The 23018-nt window shown below is 52.1% G+C and carries 24 protein-coding genes; 19 read left to right on the top strand and 5 right to left on the bottom strand.

The features are described 5' to 3' along the window. Nucleotides 1–21 precede the first annotated feature (21 nt). From MHH28_RS02785 to lepB, 3 genes are all read left to right on the top strand, one after another. Nucleotides 22–894, top strand: coding sequence for an SDR family oxidoreductase (locus tag MHH28_RS02785; RefSeq protein ID WP_405111483.1), 873 nt, complete (start codon nt 22–24; stop codon nt 892–894). 65 nt (nt 895–959) lie between these two features. After that, entirely contained in the window at nt 960–1361 is a 402-nt protein-coding gene (locus MHH28_RS02790; RefSeq protein ID WP_405111486.1) for a DUF4265 domain-containing protein, read from the top strand. Nucleotides 1362–1386: 25 nt separating this feature from the next. Beyond that, complete coding sequence (lepB, locus tag MHH28_RS02795) at nt 1387–1884, top strand: signal peptidase I (protein ID WP_405111489.1); 498 nt, start codon at nt 1387–1389, stop codon at nt 1882–1884. 12 nt (nt 1885–1896) lie between these two features. Here the strand turns inward: lepB and MHH28_RS02800 are convergent, their stop codons facing one another. Then, nucleotides 1897–2202 carry a Dabb family protein gene (locus MHH28_RS02800; protein ID WP_405111492.1) on the bottom strand — a complete coding sequence of 102 codons (306 nt, stop codon included), beginning with the start codon at nt 2200–2202 and terminating at the stop codon, nt 1897–1899. A 528-nt stretch (nt 2203–2730) separates the two neighbouring features. Between MHH28_RS02800 and MHH28_RS02805 the strand changes: the two genes are divergently transcribed. The 4 genes from MHH28_RS02805 (at nt 2731) to MHH28_RS02820 (ending at nt 7048) form a co-directional block, all read left to right on the top strand. Further along, the gene (locus MHH28_RS02805) at nt 2731–3723 is read left to right on the top strand and encodes an HD-GYP domain-containing protein (RefSeq protein ID WP_405111495.1); all 993 of its coding nucleotides are present in this window, start codon (nt 2731–2733) and stop codon (nt 3721–3723) included. A 451-nt stretch (nt 3724–4174) separates the two neighbouring features. After that, nucleotides 4175–4915: a GTP pyrophosphokinase family protein gene (locus MHH28_RS02810; protein ID WP_405111497.1), complete on the top strand. Its 741-nt coding sequence runs from the start codon at nt 4175–4177 to the stop codon at nt 4913–4915. Between the two features lie 97 nt (nt 4916–5012). Continuing rightward, nucleotides 5013–5594, top strand: coding sequence for a YfiT family bacillithiol transferase (locus tag MHH28_RS02815; protein ID WP_405111500.1), 582 nt, complete (start codon nt 5013–5015; stop codon nt 5592–5594). 680 nt (nt 5595–6274) lie between these two features. Then, a complete protein-coding gene (locus MHH28_RS02820; protein ID WP_405111502.1) occupies nt 6275–7048 on the top strand; it encodes a cupin domain-containing protein in 774 nt (257 codons plus the stop codon). Nucleotides 7049–7151: 103 nt separating this feature from the next. Here MHH28_RS02820 and MHH28_RS02825 read toward each other — a convergent pair whose 3' ends face one another. Both MHH28_RS02825 and MHH28_RS02830 read right to left on the bottom strand, forming a co-directional pair. Then, on the bottom strand, nt 7152–7550 hold the full coding sequence (locus tag MHH28_RS02825; RefSeq protein ID WP_405111505.1) for a MerR family transcriptional regulator: 399 nt from the start codon (nt 7548–7550) through the stop codon (nt 7152–7154). A 178-nt stretch (nt 7551–7728) separates the two neighbouring features. Continuing rightward, nucleotides 7729–8721, bottom strand: a complete 993-nt coding sequence (locus MHH28_RS02830; protein WP_405111508.1) for an acryloyl-CoA reductase — start codon at nt 8719–8721, stop codon at nt 7729–7731. Between the two features lie 137 nt (nt 8722–8858). Between MHH28_RS02830 and MHH28_RS02835 the strand changes: the two genes are divergently transcribed. The 12 genes from MHH28_RS02835 (at nt 8859) to MHH28_RS02890 (ending at nt 21909) form a co-directional block, all read left to right on the top strand. Then, a complete protein-coding gene (locus MHH28_RS02835) occupies nt 8859–9350 on the top strand; it encodes a hypothetical protein (RefSeq protein WP_405111511.1) in 492 nt (163 codons plus the stop codon). 80 nt (nt 9351–9430) lie between these two features. Beyond that, on the top strand, nt 9431–10837 hold the full coding sequence (locus MHH28_RS02840; protein WP_405111514.1) for an NAD-dependent malic enzyme: 1407 nt from the start codon (nt 9431–9433) through the stop codon (nt 10835–10837). A 190-nt stretch (nt 10838–11027) separates the two neighbouring features. Next, complete coding sequence (locus MHH28_RS02845) at nt 11028–11567, top strand: AAA family ATPase (protein WP_405111517.1); 540 nt, start codon at nt 11028–11030, stop codon at nt 11565–11567. A gap of 28 nt (nt 11568–11595) precedes the next feature. Next, on the top strand, nt 11596–12030 hold the full coding sequence (locus MHH28_RS02850; protein ID WP_405111520.1) for a hypothetical protein: 435 nt from the start codon (nt 11596–11598) through the stop codon (nt 12028–12030). 15 nt (nt 12031–12045) lie between these two features. Continuing rightward, nucleotides 12046–12489, top strand: coding sequence for a GNAT family N-acetyltransferase (locus MHH28_RS02855; protein ID WP_405111523.1), 444 nt, complete (start codon nt 12046–12048; stop codon nt 12487–12489). A gap of 417 nt (nt 12490–12906) precedes the next feature. Then, nucleotides 12907–14574 (top strand): response regulator, encoded by a 1668-nt coding sequence (locus tag MHH28_RS02860; RefSeq protein WP_405111526.1) that lies wholly within the window; start codon nt 12907–12909, stop codon nt 14572–14574. A gap of 5 nt (nt 14575–14579) precedes the next feature. After that, on the top strand, nt 14580–16355 hold the full coding sequence (locus MHH28_RS02865) for a sensor histidine kinase (RefSeq protein WP_405111528.1): 1776 nt from the start codon (nt 14580–14582) through the stop codon (nt 16353–16355). Between the two features lie 194 nt (nt 16356–16549). After that, nucleotides 16550–17878: an ABC transporter substrate-binding protein gene (locus MHH28_RS02870; RefSeq protein WP_405111531.1), complete on the top strand. Its 1329-nt coding sequence runs from the start codon at nt 16550–16552 to the stop codon at nt 17876–17878. Between the two features lie 108 nt (nt 17879–17986). Then, nucleotides 17987–18883: a carbohydrate ABC transporter permease gene (locus tag MHH28_RS02875; RefSeq protein WP_405111534.1), complete on the top strand. Its 897-nt coding sequence runs from the start codon at nt 17987–17989 to the stop codon at nt 18881–18883. Then, nucleotides 18876–19700 carry a carbohydrate ABC transporter permease gene (locus MHH28_RS02880; RefSeq protein ID WP_405111537.1) on the top strand — a complete coding sequence of 275 codons (825 nt, stop codon included), beginning with the start codon at nt 18876–18878 and terminating at the stop codon, nt 19698–19700. The genes MHH28_RS02875 and MHH28_RS02880 overlap by 8 nt, the downstream gene beginning before the upstream one ends. Before the next feature lie 574 nt (nt 19701–20274). Next, on the top strand, nt 20275–20577 hold the full coding sequence (locus MHH28_RS02885; RefSeq protein WP_405111540.1) for an ArsR/SmtB family transcription factor: 303 nt from the start codon (nt 20275–20277) through the stop codon (nt 20575–20577). 147 nt (nt 20578–20724) lie between these two features. Continuing rightward, on the top strand, nt 20725–21909 hold the full coding sequence (locus MHH28_RS02890; protein WP_405111543.1) for an MFS transporter: 1185 nt from the start codon (nt 20725–20727) through the stop codon (nt 21907–21909). A 256-nt stretch (nt 21910–22165) separates the two neighbouring features. Here the strand turns inward: MHH28_RS02890 and MHH28_RS02895 are convergent, their stop codons facing one another. Both MHH28_RS02895 and MHH28_RS02900 read right to left on the bottom strand, forming a co-directional pair. Next, nucleotides 22166–22561, bottom strand: a complete 396-nt coding sequence (locus MHH28_RS02895; RefSeq protein ID WP_405111546.1) for a hypothetical protein — start codon at nt 22559–22561, stop codon at nt 22166–22168. After that, nucleotides 22549–22935: a hypothetical protein gene (locus tag MHH28_RS02900; protein WP_405111548.1), complete on the bottom strand. Its 387-nt coding sequence runs from the start codon at nt 22933–22935 to the stop codon at nt 22549–22551. Before MHH28_RS02900 ends, MHH28_RS02895 begins: the two co-directional genes overlap by 13 nt. Nucleotides 22936–23018 lie beyond the last annotated feature (83 nt).

Raw genomic sequence — 23018 nt, forward strand, 5'->3', positions numbered from 1 at the left:
CAAAATGAAAGGAGGTGCCCCATGAACACTAATCTAAGCCAGCCTCATGAGCATGGGCCGGTCGCACTGATCACAGGCACCTCCAGCGGATTCGGGCTGCTGACCGCAATTACGCTGGCCCGCAGAGGGTACCAGGTCATTGCCACCATGCGGGATCTTGGCCGCAGCAAGGAGCTTGTTCAGCAGGCTGAACAGGCGGGGGTACGGGAGCGCATCCATCTGATGGCACTGGATGTGACGGACGAAGCTTCGATTGCGTCTGCCGTTCAGGCTAGTCTTGAGCTTGCCGGCAGAATTGATGTGCTGGTGAACAACGCCGGCTTCGCTGTAGGCGGATTCGTGGAGGAGGTCTGCATGGAGGATTGGCGGCGGCAGATGGAGACCAACTTCTTCGGCCTGATTGCCGTGACGAAGGCGGTGCTTCCTCTAATGCGGGTCCAGCGCAGCGGCCTGATCATTAACGTGAGCAGTGTCAGCGGCCTGAGCGGATTCCCTGGCTATGGCCCGTATGCCGCCTCCAAGTTTGCGGTGGAGGGGTTCAGCGAGAGTCTGCGCCAGGAGATGCGCTCTTTTGGCGTCCGTGTTGTGCTGGTTGAACCGGGCTCCTTCCGAACTCCCATCTGGGACAAAGGGATTACAGGAATGCACAGAAGCGAAGGATCACCGTATCACACCAGGCTTGAAGAGGTGCTGCGGTACTCCCGGCGGGCGTCGGAGACGGCTCCAGATCCGCAGGAGGTGGCTGATCTGATTGGACGGATCACTGCCTTACGTGCGCCGAAGCTGCGTTATCCTGTAGGCCGGGGCTCGCGGGTCCTCATGATCGGGAAGGCCCTGCTTCCCTGGAAGGTGCTGGAGGGCATCATCTCGAAGTCACTGCGGGCGATGAAGTGAGTGCTGTGCTGTGCTGTGCGGTATGTGCCGGTATCACAGGCAAGAATGGAACAGGAGGGATGCTTTTGCCGGGAACGGTTGGATTACATATATGCTTTGATGAGCAAGGCCGGGAGATTGAGGTGCTGGATGTGACCCGGGTCGGCAAGGACACCTACCGGATTGAAGAGACGCCAATTTTTAATCCGGGGATTGCGCTTGGTGATATTATCCGAGTGAGTGAGCGTGAGGGGATCGCGTATTATATTGAAACAGTGAAGAAGTCCGGGCTTGTCCGGTATGCCTGGCTGCTCAGCAAAGAAGCGGCGGCTTCCGGCGAGATCCGCAGCTTCACGAAGCGGGTTGCGGAGCATGGGGGCAGATGGGAGCAGATCTTCGGCGGACTGCTGGTGATTCATCTCCCGAAGCACTCTCCAGTAGATGCAGAGCTGGAAATGTCACGGATTATTGAGCATTTTGAAGACTAATTATATGAATCTGAGGTGAAGGAAGTTGAAGAAATTCCTGAAGCAGTGGGTGCCTAGTATAGCCATAGGCATTATTCTATCCTTATTTATCCGGACTTACGTAGCGGAAGCGATGCGGGTGCCTACCGGCTCAATGATTCCGACTATTGCGATTAACGACCGGCTTGTGGTGGACAAAATGCTGTGGAACACCTCGCTGAAGCATGGCGATATCGTTGTATTCCATCCGCCCGTTGCTGAAGATGCGCATAAAAGATATGTGAAACGGCTGATCGGTCTGCCAGGCGATGTTATTGAGATTAAGGAAGGCAAGCTGTACCGCAATCATGAGGCGGTTGATGAGCCATACCTGCAGGAAAAGATGACCTATACCTTCGGGCCGGTCACCGTTCCCGCAGACCATTATTTTTTCCTGGGCGACAACCGGAACGTCAGCTATGACGCCCACTTATGGGAGACTCCGTTCGTAGACAAGGATGCGCTGATCGGCAAAGTGCTGTTCGATGTGAACCAGTTATTCTAACAGAAGTGAGAGCTACGCAAAAATCGGGTAGTCCACCACTACTACGTTCTCCAGGATTCCCTCCAGCATGGACACGAACTTCTGATGGGCCGGATGCGGCCCGTACGCACGCAAGGCTTCCTGATCCTGAAAGGTCACGCGGAGCCCCAGCGTATAGCCGTGGACATTCTCCTGCTCCTCGGTTACATTAACGCCTGCCGTAAGCTCAACTATGCCGGGAATTTGCTTTTTCAGCGCCAGCAGTGCTTGTAACAGGTCTGGCTCCTGGCCTTTATCATATTGCTCATTGAATCGGAAGACTACGAGATGCTCATACATATTGGATCTGATCCCCCTTGAAAGTGTGATGTGCTGCATTAGCGATTATACTACAAATTGGACGGAGCGCCGCACTGCGGAAGGAAGGCCAGCTTCAGTGGGGGACAGATTCGCTTATTATTCGCAAAAAGCGCATCTCCGCGTCAGGGATTATGGTCATTTACATAGATGGTCCTATAGTAGGAATATTGCCTGCAGGCAAACGGATTGTCCCGGTTAATCTCTGTTTCAGGTTCACAGAAGACACGGCAGCGGTGAGGAAGAGACTAATGTACTGGGCGGAAGAGAACGAAATTAGGCTAAAGTACAAGAGATTTGTCAGATGGCTCTGAACAGAATATGGAAAGGCGTCTAAAGACAGGGATTCTATAGAACTAGATTGTTTGGAGTTTGTGACTTTGACCGGATTGTTACTTTACCGTCTGTTGACTATGATCAAGTGGAGCATAACGGAATATTCCTATCATACAAAAGGGGTGCTGGTACTTGAAAGTACATGTCACGGATCTAAAGCACGGAGATTGTCTTATGGCAGACACTTTCAATGGTGTAGGGCTGCACGTTCTCCCCAAGGGGACGCGTGTGGAGCGGGAAGAGATTAGTATCCTGATCCGGCACAAAATTGATTATGTCGATATCGAGCCGCGCAGCGGGCTGCATACGGATGAAGAACCTGCGCCCAGCCACGGGCTGCACGATGATTTTGATCTCGCTATTTTGAATTATGAAGCGATTTTTCTGGAAGCCTTGACGAAGGGCAGCTTCTCGCAGTCTGCAGTCGATGATACGCTGAAGCCGCTTCTGGAGACGTTGGAAGGGCAAAAGGATGTTGTCTCTCTGCTGCTCCTGCTGGACCGGGATGACATCGATACATATCACCACTCATTACAGGTGGGCTTATTATCCTATTATATTGCAGCGTGGATGGGCTACTCCAAGGAGGAGCGGTACATGATCAGCCGTGCGGGCTATCTGCATGATATCGGCAAAAGCCAGGTGCCCCTGTCGATCCTGAACAAGCACGGTCTGCTGACGGATTCCGAGAAGGATGAGCTGGCACGCCACACCTTCTATGGCTATGATCTGATCCGCGGCTCCAAAATGGACGAGATTACCGCACTGGTAGCCCTTCAGCATCATGAGTATGAGGATGGCTCAGGTTATCCGAATCAGCTGCTCAAAAAAGAGATCCATCCGTACGCCCAGATTGTCTCGGTAGCCAACATCTATATGTCGCTGACCACTTCTACCGCGAACCGTCCCAAGCAGGGGCTGGTTACCGTGCTGCGCAAAGTGCATGAGATGGGCTTCGGCAAGCTGAACGAGACGGTGGTGCAGGCACTGACCGGACATTTACTGCCTAGCTTCGTGGGCAAGAATGTGCAGCTCAGCAACGGCGAAGTGGGCATGATCGTCATGAATAACCCGCTGGACCTCTTTAAGCCGCTGGTAAAAGTAGGCGAGGGCTTCAGAGATTTGTCGCGTGAGCGCAGCCTGTCCATCGATGAAGTGGTTAACTGAATGACCGGATGAAGCGGCACTGCCCGCAGTGTCCGCTTCTATTGAACGGCCAGACTGTCCTTTTGGACGGTTTGGCTTTTTTTTCGTGTGTGGAGAGAAGAAAGGAGGCAGCACGCGGGAGTCACGGTAACCGGAGGAAGGTTTGTGTTCCCGTGATAGATTGGCTATGATTAATTAGAGATGGAAGAGTTGCATAGGATTCTATCTAAGAAACACTACATAAATTATAAAAGCAAAAAGAAGCGGAGGGGAAATTTGGCACTGAAGGAGCGGCAGCGACCGCCTTTGTCAACGGATTTCAACCGCGAAGAGCGGATAAAATTGAGGAAATCGGGTGACAACAGCGGCCGGAAGTCCAAATGTTCACCGTAGCGCCGACCAAGCTTTGAGTTCAAATCTTAAATGTGTCTTATATAGTCATTCTGTGCAGCAGCATAAAGGAGAAATGAAGATGCATACCGACAACCAGTTAGAGAAATTGAAGCAGCTCAAATATGAGCTTACCCGTTTTATGATGATTTATAAATTCGCCCTCGCCGAGATGGAGACCAAGATTGATATTCTCAAAGAGGAATTCCAGCTGCTTCACGACTACAGCCCGATCGAGCACACCAAGTCCCGGATCAAATCCCCGGAGAGCATTATGAAGAAAATGCTGCGCAAGAACAGTGAGCTGTCCCTCGACCAGATCAGATCCAGTATCAAGGATATCGCCGGACTGCGGATTACCTGTTCGTTCATTTCAGATATTTATCAAGTCAGCGCCATGCTGCAGAAGCAGGACGATCTCAAGGTGCTTGAGGTTAAGGATTACATTAAGAACCCGAAGCCGAACGGGTATCAGAGTCTGCATCTGCTGATCGAGGTTCCCGTATTCATGTCGGACTGTCAGGAGCATGTCTGCGTGGAGGTGCAGATCCGCACGATAGCTATGGACTTCTGGGCCAGTCTGGAGCATAAAATTTTCTATAAATACAGCCAGGCGGTTCCCGAGCACCTGACCCGTGAACTCAAGAATGCGGCTGACAAGGCGTATGAACTCGATCTGCAGATGGAGCGGCTGCACCGTGAGATTAAGGAAATCAAGGATTCGCAGGAGGACGAAGATCCATTCGCCGAGTTGCGGGATATGATTCTGAACAATCAGCAGCTCAGGCTGCCGGATAACTTTGTTAAGCTGTTGAAGGAATAGATGATGGAGATATCCGGTGATTCTTTATAATGGTGCACACCGAGACCGCCGGATGTTACAGCAGGAACACTGGAAGAGGCCTATGAGCTGATATCCAGTGAACAATAATAAAGGAGCTGTGAGCGAAATGAACGACAATGTGGAAGAGCAGGAGCTGGAATTGTTAAAATACCCGATTGGGAGATTCGCCGCTAAGGGGAGCCGGACGGCAGAGGTACGGGAAGAATCGATTGCAGTCTTCAAGCAGCTGGCAGAGGAGCTGCGGGCAGCAGTCGAGCCGTTAACGGCGGAACAGCAGCAGACGCCTTACCGGCCGGGCGGCTGGACCGTGGTTCAAGTCGTGCATCATCTCGCCGATACGGGCATGTATGCATACCTCCGCTTCAAGCGGGGGCTGACGGAGGAAGCACCGCTGGTTCCAAGCTACCGGCAGGATCTGTGGGCGGAGCAGAGCGATTATTCCGGCGAGCCGGTGGAATCCTCACTCCAGCTCATCGGACTGCTTAACCGCAGATTCGCCACCTTGCTGGACTCCTTGAAGCCTGAGGATTATGACCGGACCTTCGTAAGCGGCGGTCTTGGTGAGATGACACTGGATACGGCATTGGAGAGATACATCTGGCACAGCCGCCATCACACTGCCCAGATTACAGCATTAATCCGGCGAAGCGGCTGGTAGAGGATAACTAAGTTTTACAATGAACAGACGGAGAGGATGTTTACCCTCCGTCTTTTTATTTTGTCCGGGACCGGAAAAGGGTGTGGAGGCCCTACGAGTAAACGAGGAGTCTGGAATGTATGCGGAAAACAGCATACATTGGGGCGGAAGCGGGGCCTACAGGCAATACGTATGTGGAAAACAGCATACATTCGGGCGGATACGAGGCTCCCGGGCAAAATGTATGTGGAAAACAGCATACATTGGAGCGCAAGCGGGGTTCCGGGCAAAATGTGTGCGGAAAACAGCATACATTGGGGCGGAAGCGGGGCCTACAGGCAATACGTATGTGGAAAACAGCATACATTCGGGCGGATACGAGGCTCCCGGGCAAAATGTATGTGGAAAACAGCATACATTGGAGCGCAAGCGGGGTTCCGGGCAAAATGTATGCGGAAAAACGCATACATTAGCATAGGGCGACTGCGGGGCATGTGAGACTTTACTCCTTTTATGGTTGCAGCCCCATCCAACCCAGCCCGTCCGCCCCATCCATTGTTTAATCGCGCATCCAGCTATTCAATTCCGCTTAAGTTGCAATTTTACCGGGCGTCGGCACAATTCATCGTCACCTGGGCATGGGCGGATACATACCATATAACCAGAACGATAAAAACGGCCCCGAGGAAGGACGGATATGTGTGACCTCTTACATGGATTATACGTCGCCCAATACACAGTTTACGTTTGATATGAACGGCAACACCTTATTCAAGAAGGATGACTGCAATTATATCAATGTACTGGGCATCAAAAATTTGAACACCCTGGAGAACACCTCGCTGCTCGATATCTACCTCAGCAAATCCAATGTGGTCGAACCGCATTATCATCAAAATGCTGCTGAACTGGTCTATTGCATCTCTGGCGCAGCCGTGGTGTCGCTGATTAACCCGTTCACGAATGAGCTGCTGCATTTCCCGATCACCCCGGGCCAGGTTGCCAATGTGCCGCAGGGCTGGTGGCATTATGAAGTGGCTACGATGGATTGCACCCATCTGCTGGCGGTCTTCGATGCTCCCACTCCAGAGGTCATCCTCGGCTCGGATCTTCTGAGCCTGACCCCGGCTAATGTGCTGGCGCATACCTACTGCCTGAATGAAGCGCTGGTCAAGGAGACACTCGCTCCGGTGAAGCCCCAGACCTTCATTGGTCCGCCTGCAGACTGCTGTCCCCCTGCGAAGGCTGCGAACGAGAATATAAAGGGTACCCATACCGCTCCCGCCAATATGGCGCCGATGATGGCCAGTGCGAATATGCCGCCTTACATGCAGCCGCAGCCGTCTCCGCAATCCTTCGGATACCAGCCGATGGCGGTACACGGTTATTATGCTCAGCCGTATGCCCAGCCCTACCGCCAGCAGCATTACTTCCAGGCTCCTCCGCAAGCTGTACATGAGGCTGGAACCAAGTAGCAGCAGCAATATACACTGGACTTGAAAAAACGGCGGCGTCATTCTGCATGCACAGAATACGCCGCCGTTTTCTTTTGAGATCTAACAAAAAGGGAGCTTACCCTCAGTTCTTCTTATCTGGAACCTGAAAGGAATGCAGATAATTCTGAATATCCTCCTGCGGAGTCTCCAGCAGACCTGCCAGCATGCTTTGGATGGAATACAGGGCGGCCACCTTCTCATCGATTTCGGTGATTTTGTCGCGGACGAGCTCCTTCAACGTGTCCTCATCCATCTTCGAGCCGAGTAGGGCAAGCGCTGCCTGAATTTCTTTCAGTGAATATCCCAGGGATTGGGCATCCTTGATGAACTTCAGCTTCACCAGAACATCCGCGGAATAGATCCGGTATCCCTTCGCGGTCCGCTCCGGGGCGGGCAGGATGCCGCTGTCCTCATAATAACGGATGGCGGCTGCGCTCACCCCCGCCTGCCGCGCCAGCTCACCACGGGTCATTCCTTCCATCTGGCTTTCCCTCCTGTGTTCGATATCTGTCTAATCCTATGGTCTCTTACGCGTGTAGGCTTGGTCAATAGTCACTTCCGGGTATCCAGCCGACAGACCATTCAGCAGTTCTTGCGGCGTCCCGTTCCAGATTCAGAACGGGCTGCCGCCGATACTGCTAACCTTGCATCAAGTAAGACTAGGCTATGCGGACAAGCACGCGCCCCCGGGTACCCGACTGGAGAATATCCTGAAGCGCCGCCGGCAGCTCCGTCAGGGAAATCTCGCGGTCCACCAGCGTATCCAGCACCGCAGGCTTCATGTCACCTGCCATGCGCTTCCAGAGCTTGACCCGTTTCTCCATAGGGCAAGCTACGGAATCGATGCCGAGCAGACTGACTCCGCGCAGGATAAACGGCAAGACAGTGGTTGGGATAGCCGTGCCTGCGGTTAAGCCGCTTGCGGCCACTGCGCCGCCGTAGGCGATTTTGCTTAGAACGGCAGCAAGCGGGGTACCCCCGACTGAATCCACTGCCGCCTGCCAGAGCTGCTTGTCCAGCGGCTTCACCGCACTGCCCGCGACCTCTTCACGGGAGATGACCTCAGCGGCGCCAAGCGCCAGCAGATATTCTGCTTCATCCGTTCTGCCGGTACTGGCAGTGACCTGGTAGCCCAGCTTCGCCAGGATGGCGGTTGCCGCACCTCCGACACCGCCGGTGGCACCGGTAACGAGCACTTTTCCCTGATCAGGAGTCATTCCTTGGGCTTCGAGCGCCTGCACAGACAGCGCCGCCGTGAATCCGGCCGTGCCATAGATCATCGCTTCCCGCAGCGTTAAGCCTTCCGGCAGAGGGACGACCCAGTCCGCAGGAATTCGGGCGTATTCACTGAAGCCGCCGAAGTGGGAGACGCCGATCCCATAGCTGGTGGCGATGACAGACTGGCCTTCGCGGAACCGGCTGTCTGTAGATGAGACTACCGTCCCTGACAGGTCAATCCCTGGAATGAACGGATAGTTTCGCACAATATTCCCATTAGGGATGCTTGCCAGTCCGTCTTTGTAGTTTACACTGGAATAAGCTACCTTAATTAACACTTCACCGGCGGGCAGTTCCTCCAGTGCTACCGGTCTGATCTCTACGGAGAATGGTTCTGTCTTGTCCACTACCAATGCTTGAAAAGGGTTAGTCATATCTTCTCACTCCTAATCCGTGCTGTATTTGTTCAATGACAAGAATTCATAGGTCTTGCGCCACTACTATTGTGCCCTGTCAATTGGGGAAACGCAATGATATCCTATACTAAAATGGTTTCAAAGGGGGTGTTCATATGGGAGCAAAAATGCGTAAAACCGCGCTTATCACAGCGATTTGCCTCGTTCTGGGCGGAGGAGCGCTGTACGGGTCCGCAGCATCTGATTCCGGCCCGGCCGTACACCGGCTGCGGCTAAGTGCGGACGAGCCTGCGCGATATGTGCAGGGGATGGAGGCTGTGACTCTCGACCAACTGGAGCTGACGCTTGGCGAGCAGAGCCGTCCGGGTAATTATATCAGTATCCCCAATCATACTGAGGTGCTATGGAGGAAGCCGGTGCCGACTCCGGCAGGCGAAGGGGAGCTGATCAAGTTCGTTCAGGGGGGAAGCGCGGTCTATCCGGTTCCTGAGACTACTTATTATTGGCTGTGTTTTCAGCGTTCCGGCAAGAGTGACAGCGTTAATACGTTAACCTACTATATTGAAGCGAAAGTCTTGGGACAGGATGAAGAAGCGGCCGAGGCGGAGCTGTTGAAGCTTGCAGAACAGTGGGAAATTCCCGGTTAACCCGGAATTGATTATGAACATCGTGTGAACTGTAGTATATTAGGATAGAATTCATCCGTCTGATGAGGGAGGCATACTCTATGTCCATTGCAACAACGATGATTATCCGGCTTGAGATCCGTAAGGCAGAGGCTTCTTTTGGCGATGTGGCGTCCAGGCTGGCCGCAGCCGGCGGTGATATTGTCGCGATTGACGTGATCCGTGGCGGCAAGGATGTGACGACCCGTGACCTGACTGTGAATGTGCAGGATGCGGCGAACGAAGAGATTATTAGCGTGCTGAAGAATATGGCCGGGATCAAAGTCATCAATGTCTCCGACCGTACCTTCCTGGCCCATCTCGGGGGCAAAATCGAGGTTACCCCGAAGATGCCGATCAAGAACCGGGAGGATCTGTCGCTGGTGTATACCCCCGGTGTGGCCCGTGTCTGCACGGCAATTGCCGAAGATCCGTCCAAGGCATATTCCCTGACGATGAAAAGAAATACGGTAGCTGTCGTCACCGACGGTACCGCAGTGCTTGGGCTTGGTGATATCGGACCGGAGGCGGCGATGCCGGTGATGGAGGGCAAGGCCATGCTGTTCAAGCAGCTGGCGGATATTGACGGGTTCCCGCTGTGTCTGGACACCAAGGACCCGGAAGAAATCATCCGGATTGTGAAAGCGGTTGCTCCGGGCTTCGGCGGCATCAACCTGGAGGATATCAGCTCGCCGCGCTGCTTCGAGATTGAACGGCGGCTGTCTGCGGAGCTGGACATTCCGGTCTTCCATGATGATCAGCATGGTACGGCGGTAGTTGCGCTGGCTGGTCTGCTGAACGCGTTCCAGGTAGTGGAGAAGACGATTGAAGACTCCAGAATTGTGGTCGTCGGTATCGGTGCGGCAGGCGTATCGATCTGCCGTCTGCTGCTGGCGGCAGGCGCGAAGCAGCTCTATGCGGTGGACAAGGACGGGATACTGAACCGCAATGTAGCCTACACCAATCCTGAATGGAGCTGGCTGGCCGAAGCCACGAATCCCGAGAATCTGAGCGGAGGACTGGACGAGGCGGTGCGCGGCGCAGATGTGTTCATCGGCGTATCCAGGGGAGGCATTCTGCAGGTTAGTCATCTGCAAAGCATGGCCCCGGACAGCATCGTGTTCGCTATGGCGAATCCTACCCCGGAGATTGAACCGGATCTGGCCGAGCCTTACGTCCGGGTACTGGCTACCGGAAGAAGCGATTATCCTAACCAGATTAACAATGTGCTGTGTTTTCCAGGGATTTTCCGCGGGGCGCTGGACTGCCGGGCGAAGACGGTCAATCTGGAGATGAAGCTCGCAGCGGCGCAGGCCATTGCATCGGTGGTTCACCCGGATGAGCGGAATGAGCAGTATATTATTCCGAGCATTTTCAACGAGAAGGTTGTGGAGCAGGTACGTCTGGCTGTAATTAAGGCCGCCATAGCGACCGGCATCGCCCGGCGCATCCCGCCGGATGTGAGCTGAGGAGCACACTGAGCATTAGGAAGGTGAACAAGCTGTAGCCTGGGGCTGCGGCTTTGTTTGCGTTGTCCACCTATTTCCTGCCGGGATAGAGCGGCAAGTCCTGCAGAATCAGGCTGCAAGGTTTAAATATAAGGATCAGCATGGTAAAATATACAAATGGATACAATGATTCTTTCATACAGGAGGGCCTATGTACCGCAGAATTCATATTATGGGAGCTTCCGGGGCGGGAACGACTACCTTGGGCAAGGCGCTGGCGGCGAGGCTTCCGCATGCCCATCTGGATAGTGACGATTATTTCTGGGAGCAGAAGTACAGTAAGCAAAGTGTTGTGTCAGAGCGTCTCGGCAGATTGCGGTCTGATTTGGCGCGGAATGAGCCGTGGGTACTGTCCGGTGCGGTCTGCGGCTGGGGGGATTCGCTGCGGGATACCTTTGATCTGGTGATTTTCCTGTGGATTCCTGAGCAGGTTCGTCTGGAGCGGCTGCGGGCGAGAGAGTATGGGCGTTACGGGGATGAGAGTCTGCCGGGCGGAGATAAATATGAGGATGTACAGGACTTTATGGCTTGGGCGGCGCTCTATGATACGGCAGGACCGGAGGTCCGCAGCCGGACGCTGCATGAGGAGTGGATGGCTGGGCTGAGCTGTGATCTGCTGCGGCTGGAGGGGGATCTGTCAGTGGAGGAACGGGTAGAGGCAGTGCTGCAATACATGTCCCGTTCACTCTAATTCAATCTATGGGAAAAGGGGGCTGACCATGAAGAAGATGGTGCGTGCGCTGCTGCTTCCGGCAATTCTGCTGCTGCTGACGTCCTGTAATACGGAAACGACCCATTTCAATTATACCTTCAAGGGCGAGGGGGACACCTGGTCGGGGGTGTATAAGCAGGAGGCCAGCCAGAAGCTGATTACGAAGAAGGATAAAGTGACCAGTGAAAGCTCCAAACAGCATACATTCGATCTGAAATACAAAGGTAAGCAGTCCGACCTGGGGGAAATCAAGCAGTTCAAATATGGCTACAAAGGCACCAGCGGCAGCAGCACCCGGACGGAGGAAGGCCCGGTGCGCTGGGATATGCTGCATATGGGGGGATATGGGAATGGTGCGTTTGAGAATGAGGACTCCGTCATTATAGTCACTGTCGAGTGGGACGGGAAAAGTGAGGAGTTTGAGCTCAAGAATGAGAAGTAGGGGGCATAACAAGCCATGGTAACCATCGAACAAATCGAAATCGCATCACTGGAAGCATTGAACACACTCTACGATGAATTAATGGGCGGAAGGGCGGACCCGGTGAAGCTGGAGAGAGCCTTTCTGACAATCCGGCAGGATGAGCGGTATGTGCTGCTGGGTGCTTTTGTGGACGGGGAATTGTTAGGCTCGCTGATGGGGATTGTCTGCCAGGACTTAGTGGGGGATTGCCGTCCGTTCATGGTTATTGAGAATGTGGTGGTATCTTCGCGCGCACGGCGGCAGGGGCTTGGCAAGAAGCTGATGACTTCCATCGAAGCGATTGCGCATGAGCGAGACTGTTACTATATCATTTTCGTGTCGGGGGAGAAGCGGAAGGAAGCGCATATTTTCTATGAGGCGATGGGGTATAGGGAGGAGAAGGTCGAGGGGTACCGCAAGCATCTTAGCTCGCATTAGGGTATACTACTTTTCCAATTCACCCTCTAATTGTACTTTGTACAATCAAAAGCCAAGAAACCATCGTATTTTCATCTTCTGCTGTAGTTCATACATTAGAATGCTGGAATTGGGCCTGGAATGAGCACTTTTGAGGAAATCTGTTGCAGCAAATACAGCAGAATTCATTCTGGAGGACGTTTTATCCTTGTCTGCTGTACAAAATGCAATTAGCCAAGTGTATCTCGATTCCTGTTAAAATCAGGATAGCATGCGCCTCTCTTAGACACTGTACATAGGCAGACTTGAACAAATACAAGAGCCGGGAAAGCTTCCCTGCTCTTATTTTTAGTTTGACCATCTTCATGATAGCGCTTTATAATCCGTTCATGACTGGCATAGGCCGGCGAGGATCACTATGAAAGGCGGGGGACAATTGTGAATCAAATATGTAAGGTGCTGATTGTGGACGATGAAATCCTGGTCCGGCAAGGGATTAAGTATGTGCTGGACTGCGAACAGGAAGGATTTCAGATTGTGGGTGAAGCGGCCAACGGACGGGAAGCGCTGAATTCGCTGCTGACCCTGCAGCCGCATATCATCATTACAGATATTGTCATGCCAGTGATGGATGGCGAGGAGTTGACCCGGCTCGTGAAGCGGGATTATCCAGATACCGAGGTCATTGTACTAAGCAGCTTCAGCGAGTTCCATTATGTGCGCTCCACTTTCCAGCATGGGGTGGCGGATTATATTCTGAAGCCGAAGCTGGAAGCCGGAGCTTTATTGCAGGTGTTAAAAAAGACCCGGGAACGCATTCCGGGACTCAGCGGCGGGGGACCGCAGGCGGAGACGGCAGCGCAGCCGCTGGACACCCTGCTCGGCCGGATGCTGGCCGGTTACCGGCTGCCGCCGGAGAGCGAGGCGGATGTGAAGCGGCAGCTGCCGCATAACTGCTTCGCGCTGCTGGGCTGGGAGACGCTACAGCCAGTACCGGGCGGTGAAGCCCTTAACCGTAGCTCCGTTAACGCTGCCATGACCAATAACGCCACTAGCCTTGGCGGTAATAATGCGGCCACAAGCAGCAACGCCCGCACTGCATATGACGCGGCATCCGCCACCGTCACCACTGCTATTACAGGAGAACTGGACCGGAGTGTTCCGGGACGGGTGCAATGCGTTATTCCAGGCACAGAGCCGCCGGGGACTGCTTTCATGCTGGTCAATCTGGAGGAAGCCCATTGGCCGGAGCTGCTAGAGGCTGTTCACCGGTTAGCCGATACGCTGACCGGGCAGGAAGTCGAGCTGCGTCTGACCCTAAGCCGAAGCTTCAGCTCGCTCAGCGAACTGGCGGCTATCCGGCAGGAGAGCTATGCCAGACTGCAACAGCACCGGTTCTTCCGGCCGGATCAAGTGCTGCTGGTGCAGGTAGAGCGGCCGGAGTGGGAGACCCCGCCGCCCAAGTTCAATCTGACCACGTTCACAGAGCAGCTGAAGCGGCAGCAGCTGGAGGAAGCATTCGGTGACCTGCATCAGCATGTGGATGCGCTCAGCCGCCAGAATGACGGGGATGTGTATCAGTTCAAGTCCTTCCTCGGCAATATCATCTTCAATATTACGAATCAGTTCAGCCATCTGCCGGAGCTGGAGGAGGGGAAATACAGCCTGTTCAGGGCCATCGATGAAGCGGGTACTGCGGAGCAGGCTATGCAGATTCTGGATCATTACCTGACCCGGATCATGGAGCTGACTTCATCGGCAACGTCTGCACCGGGCGGCAATGCCAATATGGCGAAGCTGCTTCAGTACATAGAAGAGCATTATGCCGAGCCGCTGACCCTTACGGAGCTGGCCCGTCATTTTCATTTTAACCCATCCTATCTGTCCAGCCTGTTCACAACCCATAATCGCGAAGGCTTCAAGGAGCATCTCAACACGGTCCGCACGGGCAAGGCGGCAGAGCTGCTGCGGGCCGGGGAAGCACCTATAGCGGAGATTAGCAGTATGGTCGGGTACGGGGATCACAGCTATTTTTGCAAAGTGTTCAAGAAATACACCGGCTTGTCCCCGAGCGGCTACCGGCGTCAGCATTACGGGCAGGAGTAGAGCGTATGCGCAGACACTGGGAGCGGTTCAAATTCCACAGCCTGTTCATCAAAATCTTCATCGTCATGCTCATCAGCATCATCGCCGTAGCCATCGCTTCCTCCTGGACGACCGTCCGCATGTCGGAGAAGCTGTTCATGAATACCTTCAGCATTACGAATTCCAAGGTGATCAGCCAGATTAAGGCGAGCTTTGAAGCTTTTCATTACTCGGTCGTTACGGCTACCAACAATACCCAGCTAAGCGGCACGATCCGTTCCTTCCTGAGTGAGGAGGACTCTGATTCGGTGCGGATGCTGCGGACCTATTACAACATGACCACCCAGATGAAGAAGATTCAGTCCACACTCGATGCCTATCAGGTCGGGATCAAAATCATGGGCAAAAACGGCCGCAGCTACTCCACCAACACGAACAATCTGCTGATGAGTGACCGGGAGCTTCAGCAGCATGAGCTGACACGGAATACGCTGGCTGAACCGAAACGGCTGATGTACCAGTTCTATGAGGAGACGGTGCAGGATTCGCCGCAGAAGGAAGCGGTCATTGTGGGCAGCAAAGCGCTGATGGACCGGACGACGGGCGATATTTACGGGACACTGTTCTTTACGATTCATGAGAAGGATTTCCGCTCCTTCTACGGGAGCTTTGTCAGTACCGGGAACGATGTGGTGATCCTCAATAAGCAGGGGACGATTGTGTCCAGCAACCGCAGTGAGCTGATGGGCCAGCAGGCAGGAGATCTATTGCAGGTGGCGAGCGAGATTGAGGAGCAGCAGCTTGCTTACCAGAAGATTGATTTCCAGGGGACCGATTCGATTCTGATTGCAGATTACCTGCCGTCTTATGATTTCTATATTGTGAACCTGATCGATAAACAGACGGCCCTCGGCCAGATGGTCAACGGTAAAATGGTCGTACTCTTCTGCTCAGCCATCGTCATCGTGGCCCTGATCGTGGTGTTCCTGATCTTCAGAAGGCTGACCCGGTCGCTCACGCTGCTTACCCGGCAGATGTCCAAGATTACCGAGCGTAACTTCCATAATTACATTACGGTGACGGGCAGCTTTGAATTTCAGGAGCTGGGTCATGCCTATAACTATATGCTGGACGAGCTGAATGAATATGTCGAGAAGCTGGTGGAGACGCAGAAGGAGCAGCGGAATGCCGAGCTTGCGGCCTTGCAGCATCAGATTAACCCGCATTTTCTGTACAATACGCTGGCCTCGGTGAAATTCCTGGTGCAGCAGGGCAGTCAGGACAAGGCGGTGCATACAATTCATGCCCTGATCTCGATGCTGCAGAATGCGCTGAGCAATGTCAGTGAGAGCATTACGGTGACGCAGGAGCTGGAGAATCTGAAGTCTTATGTGTTCATCAACCATGTGCGGTACGGCGAACGGATCAGGGTGAATTTCTTCGTCTCCCCGGACTGTATGGAATACCAGCTGCCGAAGCTGATTATTCAGCCGTTCATTGAGAATGCCTTCTTCCATGCGTTTACGCACAAAAGCAGCGGATATATCCATATCCTCATCTCCCAGGATGCCGGGTCCCTGCTCTGCGAGGTGGTGGACAACGGGGACGGGATGGACACCGGAGCGGGAGATCTGCCCATGTCCGGCCTGGAGGGCAAACGCCAGTTATTCACCGGCATCGGCATCCGCAATGTGCATGACCGGCTGGTGTTGATGTACGGTGAGGAGTATGGAGTCACCATTAAGAGTGCACCGGGGGAGGGGACTGCGATCCGAATCCGCCTGCCGCTGATGAAGGGGTGAGATAATTACCATTTTCCAAAAAAAGAACAAACGGCAAACAGGGTAACGCTTACAATCAGGCGATAAAATGACCAATCCCCATAAAGTAAGTCCTAACGGGTCCCCGATGGCGGGTGATAAGATTACTTATGTAATAAATAAGCGCTTACATTCAAGCGGGTTACAGTAAAGCGCATCAAAGGGGAGGCTTACCAATGAAAAAAGGCTTTGCGTTAATCCTGATTTGCCTGCTTCTGCTCACGGCCTGCAGCTCGAACTCCGGGTCGAAGAATTCCGGCAATACCGCTGCGGACACTGGAAAGACAGAGAATACAGCTGCTACAGAGCCTGCACAGGCGAAGGAAGTTACCATCTGGGCTTGGGACCCTGCATTCAACATCGCCGCGCTGGAAGTGGCCAAAGCAGAATATGCCAAGACGAACCCGGATGTGAAAATTAACATTGTGGAATATGCACAGGCGGATATTATCCAGAAGCTGAACACGGGGCTGAATTCCGGGACCACCAAGGGTCTGCCGAACATCGTGCTGATTGAAGACTACCGTTCGCAGAGCTTCCTGCAATCGTACAAGGATTCCTTTTACGATCTGAGCAGCTCGATCAAGGGCGCAGACTTCGCGGATTACAAAAGCGGGCCGACCAGCCTGGACGGCAAGCAGTACGGAATTCCTTTTGACTCCGGCGTGACCGGCCTCTATGTCAGAACGGATTATCTGGAGCAGGCAGGCTATAAGCTCGCTGATCTGCAGGATATCGACTGGAAGCAATATATTGAAATCGGCAAAGCTGTGAAAGAGAAAACCGGCAAAGCACTGATTACGCTGGACCCGAACGACCTCGGGCTGATCCGGGTGATGATTCAATCCGCAGGCCAGTGGTATCTGAAGGAAGACGGCAAGACACCGAATATTGCGGGGAATGCTCCGCTTAAGGAAGCTTTTGAAACCTATAAGGAGCTGACCGAATCCAATGTGGCCAAGGTGCATGCGGACTGGAGCCAGTTCGTGGCTGCCCTGAATAGCGGCGATGTCGCCTCCGTGCCGACAGGCAACTGGATCACCCCTTCGATTACGGCTGAAACATCACAATCCGGCAAGTGGGGTATCGCGCCGCTTCCGAAGCTGACGGTGAACAAATCGGTTCATGCCTCGAACCTGGGCGGAAGCTCCTGGTATGTGATGAATGTGGACGGCAAGGAGACGGCAGCGGACTTCATGGCGAAGACCTTCGGCTCGAATGTGGAAATGTACCAGAAGCTGCTCACAGACATCGGTGTCATTGGTACCTTCAAAGCGGCAGCGGGCGGAGAGGCTTACAGCCAGGCGAATGAATTCTTCAGCGGCCAGAAAATTGTATCGGATTTCGCGGCCTGGACGGAGCAGATCCCAAGCGTCAATTACGGGATCAACACGTATGCGATTGAAGACATCCTGATTGTAGAGATGCAGAATTATCTGAACGGCAAGGATATTGACAGCGTGCTGAGCGATGCTCAGGCCCAGGCCGAGTCGCAGATTAAATGATTGGCTCTCACACAGTGAACCTTGGGCGTGGCGTGCAGCTTCCGGGAGTTAGGGAGGCGGGCGGCGCCCGGGGTTTATTTTAAATGATCAGGAAAGGACTGGACGGCTGTGCATCATACAAATTCCAAACTTAGGTTCCGCACCAAAAGCGTGTTGACGGGATGGTCCTTCGTCCTGCTTGCGGTCCTGCTTATCTTCATCTTCTATTTCTACCCGATGATTCAGGCCCTTATTCTGTCGTTCCAGACGGGAACGGGCAGCAATCTTACCTTTACCGGCTTCGATAACTATTCACGGCTGCTGTCTGACAAGACATTTATAGTATCGGTTAAAAACACCTTCATCTATCTGCTGGTTCAAGTGCCGCTGATGATCATCCTCGCGCTGTTTATCTCGGTGCTGCTGAATGACAGCAAGCTGAGATTCAAGGGGTTTTTCCGGACGGCGATCTTCCTGCCCTGTGTCACTTCACTGGTTGCGTATTCTGTAGTATTCAAGTATCTGTTCTCCGGCAATGGCCTGGTGAATACGATGCTGCTGAAGCTCCATCTGGTCAGTGCCCCGATTGAATGGATCACTGATCCGTTCTGGGCCAAAATCACCATTATTATAGCGATCACTTGGCGCTGGACGGGGTACAATATGATTTTTTACCTGTCGGCCCTGCAAAATATCGATCACTCCATCTACGAGGCCGCCCGGATTGACGGAGCTTCGGCTTCCCGCCAGTTCTTCGGAATTACGGTCCCGCTGCTGAAGCCGATCATCCTGTTCACCTCGATTACCTCAACCATCGGGACGCTGCAATTGTTCGACGAGGTCATGAATATTACGAAGGGCGGCCCGGGCAACGCGACCCAGACGATCTCCCAGTACATCTACAATTTGTCGTTCAAGTATTCAGCAGACTTCGGCTATGCAGCCACCGTATCGTATTCGATCGTGATTATGATCGCGCTGCTGTCGGTCATCCAGTTCAAAGTGGCAGGTGATAAGAATGGCTAAAAGTAAACGGTTCTTCATGTACCTGTTCCTGAGCATCGCGGCCATCGTCTCGATCTTCCCGTTCCTGTGGATGGTGGTTAGTTCCACAAACCCGTCGGTGGATGTCACCCGCGGACGGCTGCTGCCGGGCACCCATCTGGTGGAGAATCTGCGCAAGCTGCTGGACACCACAGACCTGCAGTTATCCCTGATGAATTCAGCGAAAATCTCGGTAACCACCACGCTGCTGGCGCTATTGATTGCCTCGCTGGCCGGTTACGGCTTCGAGGTGTTCCGCAGCCGCTCGAAGGATATCGTATTCAACATTCTGCTGCTGTCGATGATGATTCCGTTCGCCGCGCTGATGATTCCGCTCTACCGGATGTTCGGCCAGATCTCCAACGTGTTCCCGTGGATGGGCATTGATACGATGGCCTCGGTCATTCTGCCAACCGTGACTACCGCGTTCCTGATCTTCTTCTTCCGCCAGAGCACGAAGATGTTCCCGAAGGAGCTGCTGGAGGCCGGCCGGATGGATGGTCTTAGCGAGCTGGGCATTTTCCTGCGGATCTATCTGCCGACGATGAAGACCACTTACGCCGCCGGAGCGATCATTACGTTCATGTCGAGCTGGAACAACTATCTCTGGCCGCTGATCGTATTGCAGACGCCGCAGACGAAGACGATGCCGCTGCTGATCTCCACCCTCGGCTCGGGTTACGCCCCAGACTACGGAATGATTATGATCGCGATTGTAATCGGCACGATCCCGACCGCGCTGGTATTCTTCGTGATGCAGAAGCAGTTTGTGGCGGGGATGATCGGGTCGGTGAAGTAAGGTGAACAGGAGCAATTCTACACATTGGGAATAGTCGTGGCTCCGGGGATTGTTTGGACTTTCGGCCGCTGTTGTCTCCAGATTTCTTGATTCAAGCCGCTTCCAGCGGTTGAAATCCGGAGACAAAGGCGGACGCATTCGCTCCTACAGTTCCAAACATCCCCTCCGCCACTCCTCCCAAAATGGGGGGAAGCTCAAGTTCACTTACTGTGAGGGGAGGCAAGGGGGGAAAGGCAAAAGGCAAAGGCAAAAGCAAAAGGGTTTGTTTAATTGCACTCTGTACACCTATATCGTCTGATATAACGCCAATTATCCGTTTAGCTGTATTTCGTGCAATTAAACTGTCTCGATAGTGGGGTTCTCACCCATTCGGGCAGATTTAGTTGTACAGACTGCAGCTAAAAGGAGAAAGCCTTCCTTTTCAGGGTTTTTAAGTGTACAGAATACAACTATCGCTGAATGTTCGCTTCGGACACAGCTTCATACGTTAACTTAATTAATAACAGATAAATGAAGAGGAAATCCAATAAGGATACCGTATTGACATATCGCAAATCATCAATATAATAAAAATATGAATCCAATCGATGTATTTAAGGCGTTATCGAATGAATCCAGGTTACAGATCTTACAATGGCTCAAAGAGCCATATGTTCATTTCAAACCCCATGAAGGAGTGGATATGGAGGAGATTGGGGTTTGTGTAAGTCAAATAACCGACAAGCTGAACATGACTCAGTCCACGGCTTCACAATATCTTACGATGCTGCAGCGGGCAGGGTTGATCACAACAAAACGTATAGGCAAATTCACGTATTATCAGAGAGATGAGGAAGCCATACGTCAGTTAGCTCATTATACGATGACTGATATGTAAGAGAGATAACCCTGAGTTCTTTACCGGAATTCGGCTTTATCTTGGTAGTACGTATCTACAATTCTAGATATGTCTTTTTATGTTATCATATCGACAATTCGTGAATTGTACATATAATAAATAAAATCAAAGGAGTGGTATTATTTTATGGCACTAAGCTGGAAAGTTTATATTTTAGCCATTGTTAGTTTTTTGGTAGGGACGTCTGAGTATATTCTATCTGGCATTTTAGATAAGGTAGCCGTTTCTTTTGACGTTTCAGTTGCTGCAGCCGGGCAATTAATTACGATTTTTTCTCTGGTCTACGCTGTATTTACTCCTGTTCTTATGGCTCTAACCGCAAGTATGGACAGACGGAAATTAATTATGATGGGTCTAGGTTTGTTTGTGGTATCTAATGTTCTCGCCGTTCTTTTGCCCGGGTATGGATTGTTTGTGGTTGCCCGTATCATCATGGCCTTAGGTGCAGGCATAGTGGTTGTTACCGCATTAAATATCGCAGCGAAAATTGCCCCAGAGGGTAAACAAGCAAGTTCTATTGCAACAGTCGTAATGGGCTTTACAGCATCATTAATCATTGGCGTTCCTCTTGGGCGCATTGCAGCGGATACGATTGGTTGGAAATCTGTGTTTGGGGGAATTGCCCTTCTAGGTATTATTGCAATGGTCATACTTTCTGTCGCCATCCCGCGTGTGAAGGGAGATGAGTCTATTCCATTACGGCAACAATTAAGTTTACTCAAAAAGCCTAAGGTAGCCCTGGGGTTAGCTATCACCTTCTTTTGGCTGGGCGGGTACTCGATTACTTATACGTATCTTTCACCGTATCTGCTTGAAGTATCTGGCATAGGTGATAAATATCTCAGCGGAGCTTTGCTTATATTTGGAATAGCCAGCATGATAGGCTCCAAAATCGGCGGCCTCAGCACGGATCGATGGGGGGTTCAACGAACCTTATTCAGTGGATTGACACTCCATATTGTAATGCTGATTCTATTGTCTTTTGTGACGAATACATTGATTGGTGTAATGGTTGTGCTATTGTTGTGGTCGTTCTCCGCATGGTCATCCGGCCCAACGCAGCAATATCATTTAACGACAATTGAACCCGAAGCGTCAGGTGTGATGCTTGGCCTTAACCAGTCTATGATGCAGCTGTCTATGGCAGCAGGTGCCGGTATAGGCGGGGCAGCTATTGAAACAGTATCACTTACCTCTATTACATGGCTGGGTGCTGGAGGGGTTGCGATTGCTATAATCGCTATGCTTGTTTTATATAGAATGAATTCTAGATCAGAGATAAGTATTCGACATTTAGTTCAAAATAAGTGAATGATGCTGCGTGAAGTGTACTTACTTCCGGCTTGTTTTGGGAGTAGTCGTGGCTCCAGAGATTGTTTGGACTTTCGGCCGCTGTTGTCTCCAGATTTCTTGATTCAAGCCGCTTCCAGCGGTTGAAATCCGGAGACAAAGGCGGATGCTACCGCTCCTACAGTTCCAAACATCCCTTCCGCCACTCCTCCCAAAGGGGGGATAAGTACGTTTACTGTGGGGTGGGGCATGGATGTTTTAGTCGCTGCTGTTTGCTTCATTTAATGCCTCTCGTTAATACATTTCCCTCCCAATCCACAAAAATGAGCTTTTCTTTATCCATCAGGCTCCATTCAAGTATGGTTTTTACAAGGCCTGGCGTTATAACGTCGTCACCCCACAATGGTGTCTGTATTCTAACCCAGCCGCTACGACCGCCACTTTCTAATCCGCCAAACTCCAAGCCGATAATTACGATGAAGGGAATTCGGTCTTTTTTGGATTGTCCAACTTCATAGGAAACGTTAAATTTTTTATCTTCCGAAACAATAAATAGTTTAATTCGTCCGTAATCTTCATCATCTTCTTTGACGTACCAGAAATAACTCTTTTCGCCATGAACGAACTTTCGTTTTCCCTTTGTATTAACACCCAATATGTTTATCCCTCGCATTCGTATATGATTCTTTTTCCGATCTTCCACTTCATAAAAAAGTTAATATCCTCAATTGAATCAAGGATTCTCCATTCATATTCTTTATTCTCACGAAGCTCTCTCAGAACGATGGGTTTAACGATGTGTTTCTCTAATTGTCCCTTCGTCCGGGCAATATATGCAAATCCTAAAACGGCATTAGCACGGACAGCAGCAGACTCATGATCCGCAAGCTGAGCACAAATATCTTGGGCGAACTTCCAGTTCGAATGGTATTCACCGACAGAAAGAGGGAGCGTCAGAAGATCAGCAGCGTCATTTCTTTTTAGACGCTCAATGATCTCCTCGCTGGAGAGATCATCCAGAGGTTTATAAATCCTTTTTTCGTCCATGTGTACCTTCCTTACCACAAATAAGTATAAAACAAAGAATTCTAGATCACCATCGTATTGTCCTCCAAGGTAATGATGCAGCT

The organism is Paenibacillus sp. FSL K6-1217 (assembly GCF_045040735.1).
Lineage (GTDB): Bacteria > Bacillota > Bacilli > Paenibacillales > Paenibacillaceae > Paenibacillus_AQ.

Coding starts and splice junctions, on each gene's coding strand:
- MHH28_RS02840 (WP_405111514.1), top strand. CDS start 9,431: ATGTCCATTGCAACAACGATGATTATCCGGCTTGAGATCCGTAAGGCA.
- MHH28_RS02845 (WP_405111517.1), top strand. CDS start 11,028: ATGTACCGCAGAATTCATATTATGGGAGCTTCCGGGGCGGGAACGACT.
- MHH28_RS02785 (WP_405111483.1), top strand. CDS start 22: ATGAACACTAATCTAAGCCAGCCTCATGAGCATGGGCCGGTCGCACTG.
- MHH28_RS02835 (WP_405111511.1), top strand. CDS start 8,859: ATGGGAGCAAAAATGCGTAAAACCGCGCTTATCACAGCGATTTGCCTC.
- MHH28_RS02890 (WP_405111543.1), top strand. CDS start 20,725: ATGGCACTAAGCTGGAAAGTTTATATTTTAGCCATTGTTAGTTTTTTG.
- MHH28_RS02885 (WP_405111540.1), top strand. CDS start 20,275: ATGAATCCAATCGATGTATTTAAGGCGTTATCGAATGAATCCAGGTTA.
- MHH28_RS02865 (WP_405111528.1), top strand. CDS start 14,580: ATGCGCAGACACTGGGAGCGGTTCAAATTCCACAGCCTGTTCATCAAA.
- MHH28_RS02895 (WP_405111546.1), bottom strand. CDS start 22,561: ATGCGAGGGATAAACATATTGGGTGTTAATACAAAGGGAAAACGAAAG.
- MHH28_RS02825 (WP_405111505.1), bottom strand. CDS start 7,550: ATGGAAGGAATGACCCGTGGTGAGCTGGCGCGGCAGGCGGGGGTGAGC.
- MHH28_RS02805 (WP_405111495.1), top strand. CDS start 2,731: ATGGCAGACACTTTCAATGGTGTAGGGCTGCACGTTCTCCCCAAGGGG.
- MHH28_RS02870 (WP_405111531.1), top strand. CDS start 16,550: ATGAAAAAAGGCTTTGCGTTAATCCTGATTTGCCTGCTTCTGCTCACG.
- MHH28_RS02900 (WP_405111548.1), bottom strand. CDS start 22,935: ATGGACGAAAAAAGGATTTATAAACCTCTGGATGATCTCTCCAGCGAG.
- MHH28_RS02850 (WP_405111520.1), top strand. CDS start 11,596: ATGAAGAAGATGGTGCGTGCGCTGCTGCTTCCGGCAATTCTGCTGCTG.
- MHH28_RS02800 (WP_405111492.1), bottom strand. CDS start 2,202: ATGTATGAGCATCTCGTAGTCTTCCGATTCAATGAGCAATATGATAAA.
- MHH28_RS02830 (WP_405111508.1), bottom strand. CDS start 8,721: ATGACTAACCCTTTTCAAGCATTGGTAGTGGACAAGACAGAACCATTC.
- MHH28_RS02880 (WP_405111537.1), top strand. CDS start 18,876: ATGGCTAAAAGTAAACGGTTCTTCATGTACCTGTTCCTGAGCATCGCG.
- MHH28_RS02855 (WP_405111523.1), top strand. CDS start 12,046: ATGGTAACCATCGAACAAATCGAAATCGCATCACTGGAAGCATTGAAC.
- MHH28_RS02810 (WP_405111497.1), top strand. CDS start 4,175: ATGCATACCGACAACCAGTTAGAGAAATTGAAGCAGCTCAAATATGAG.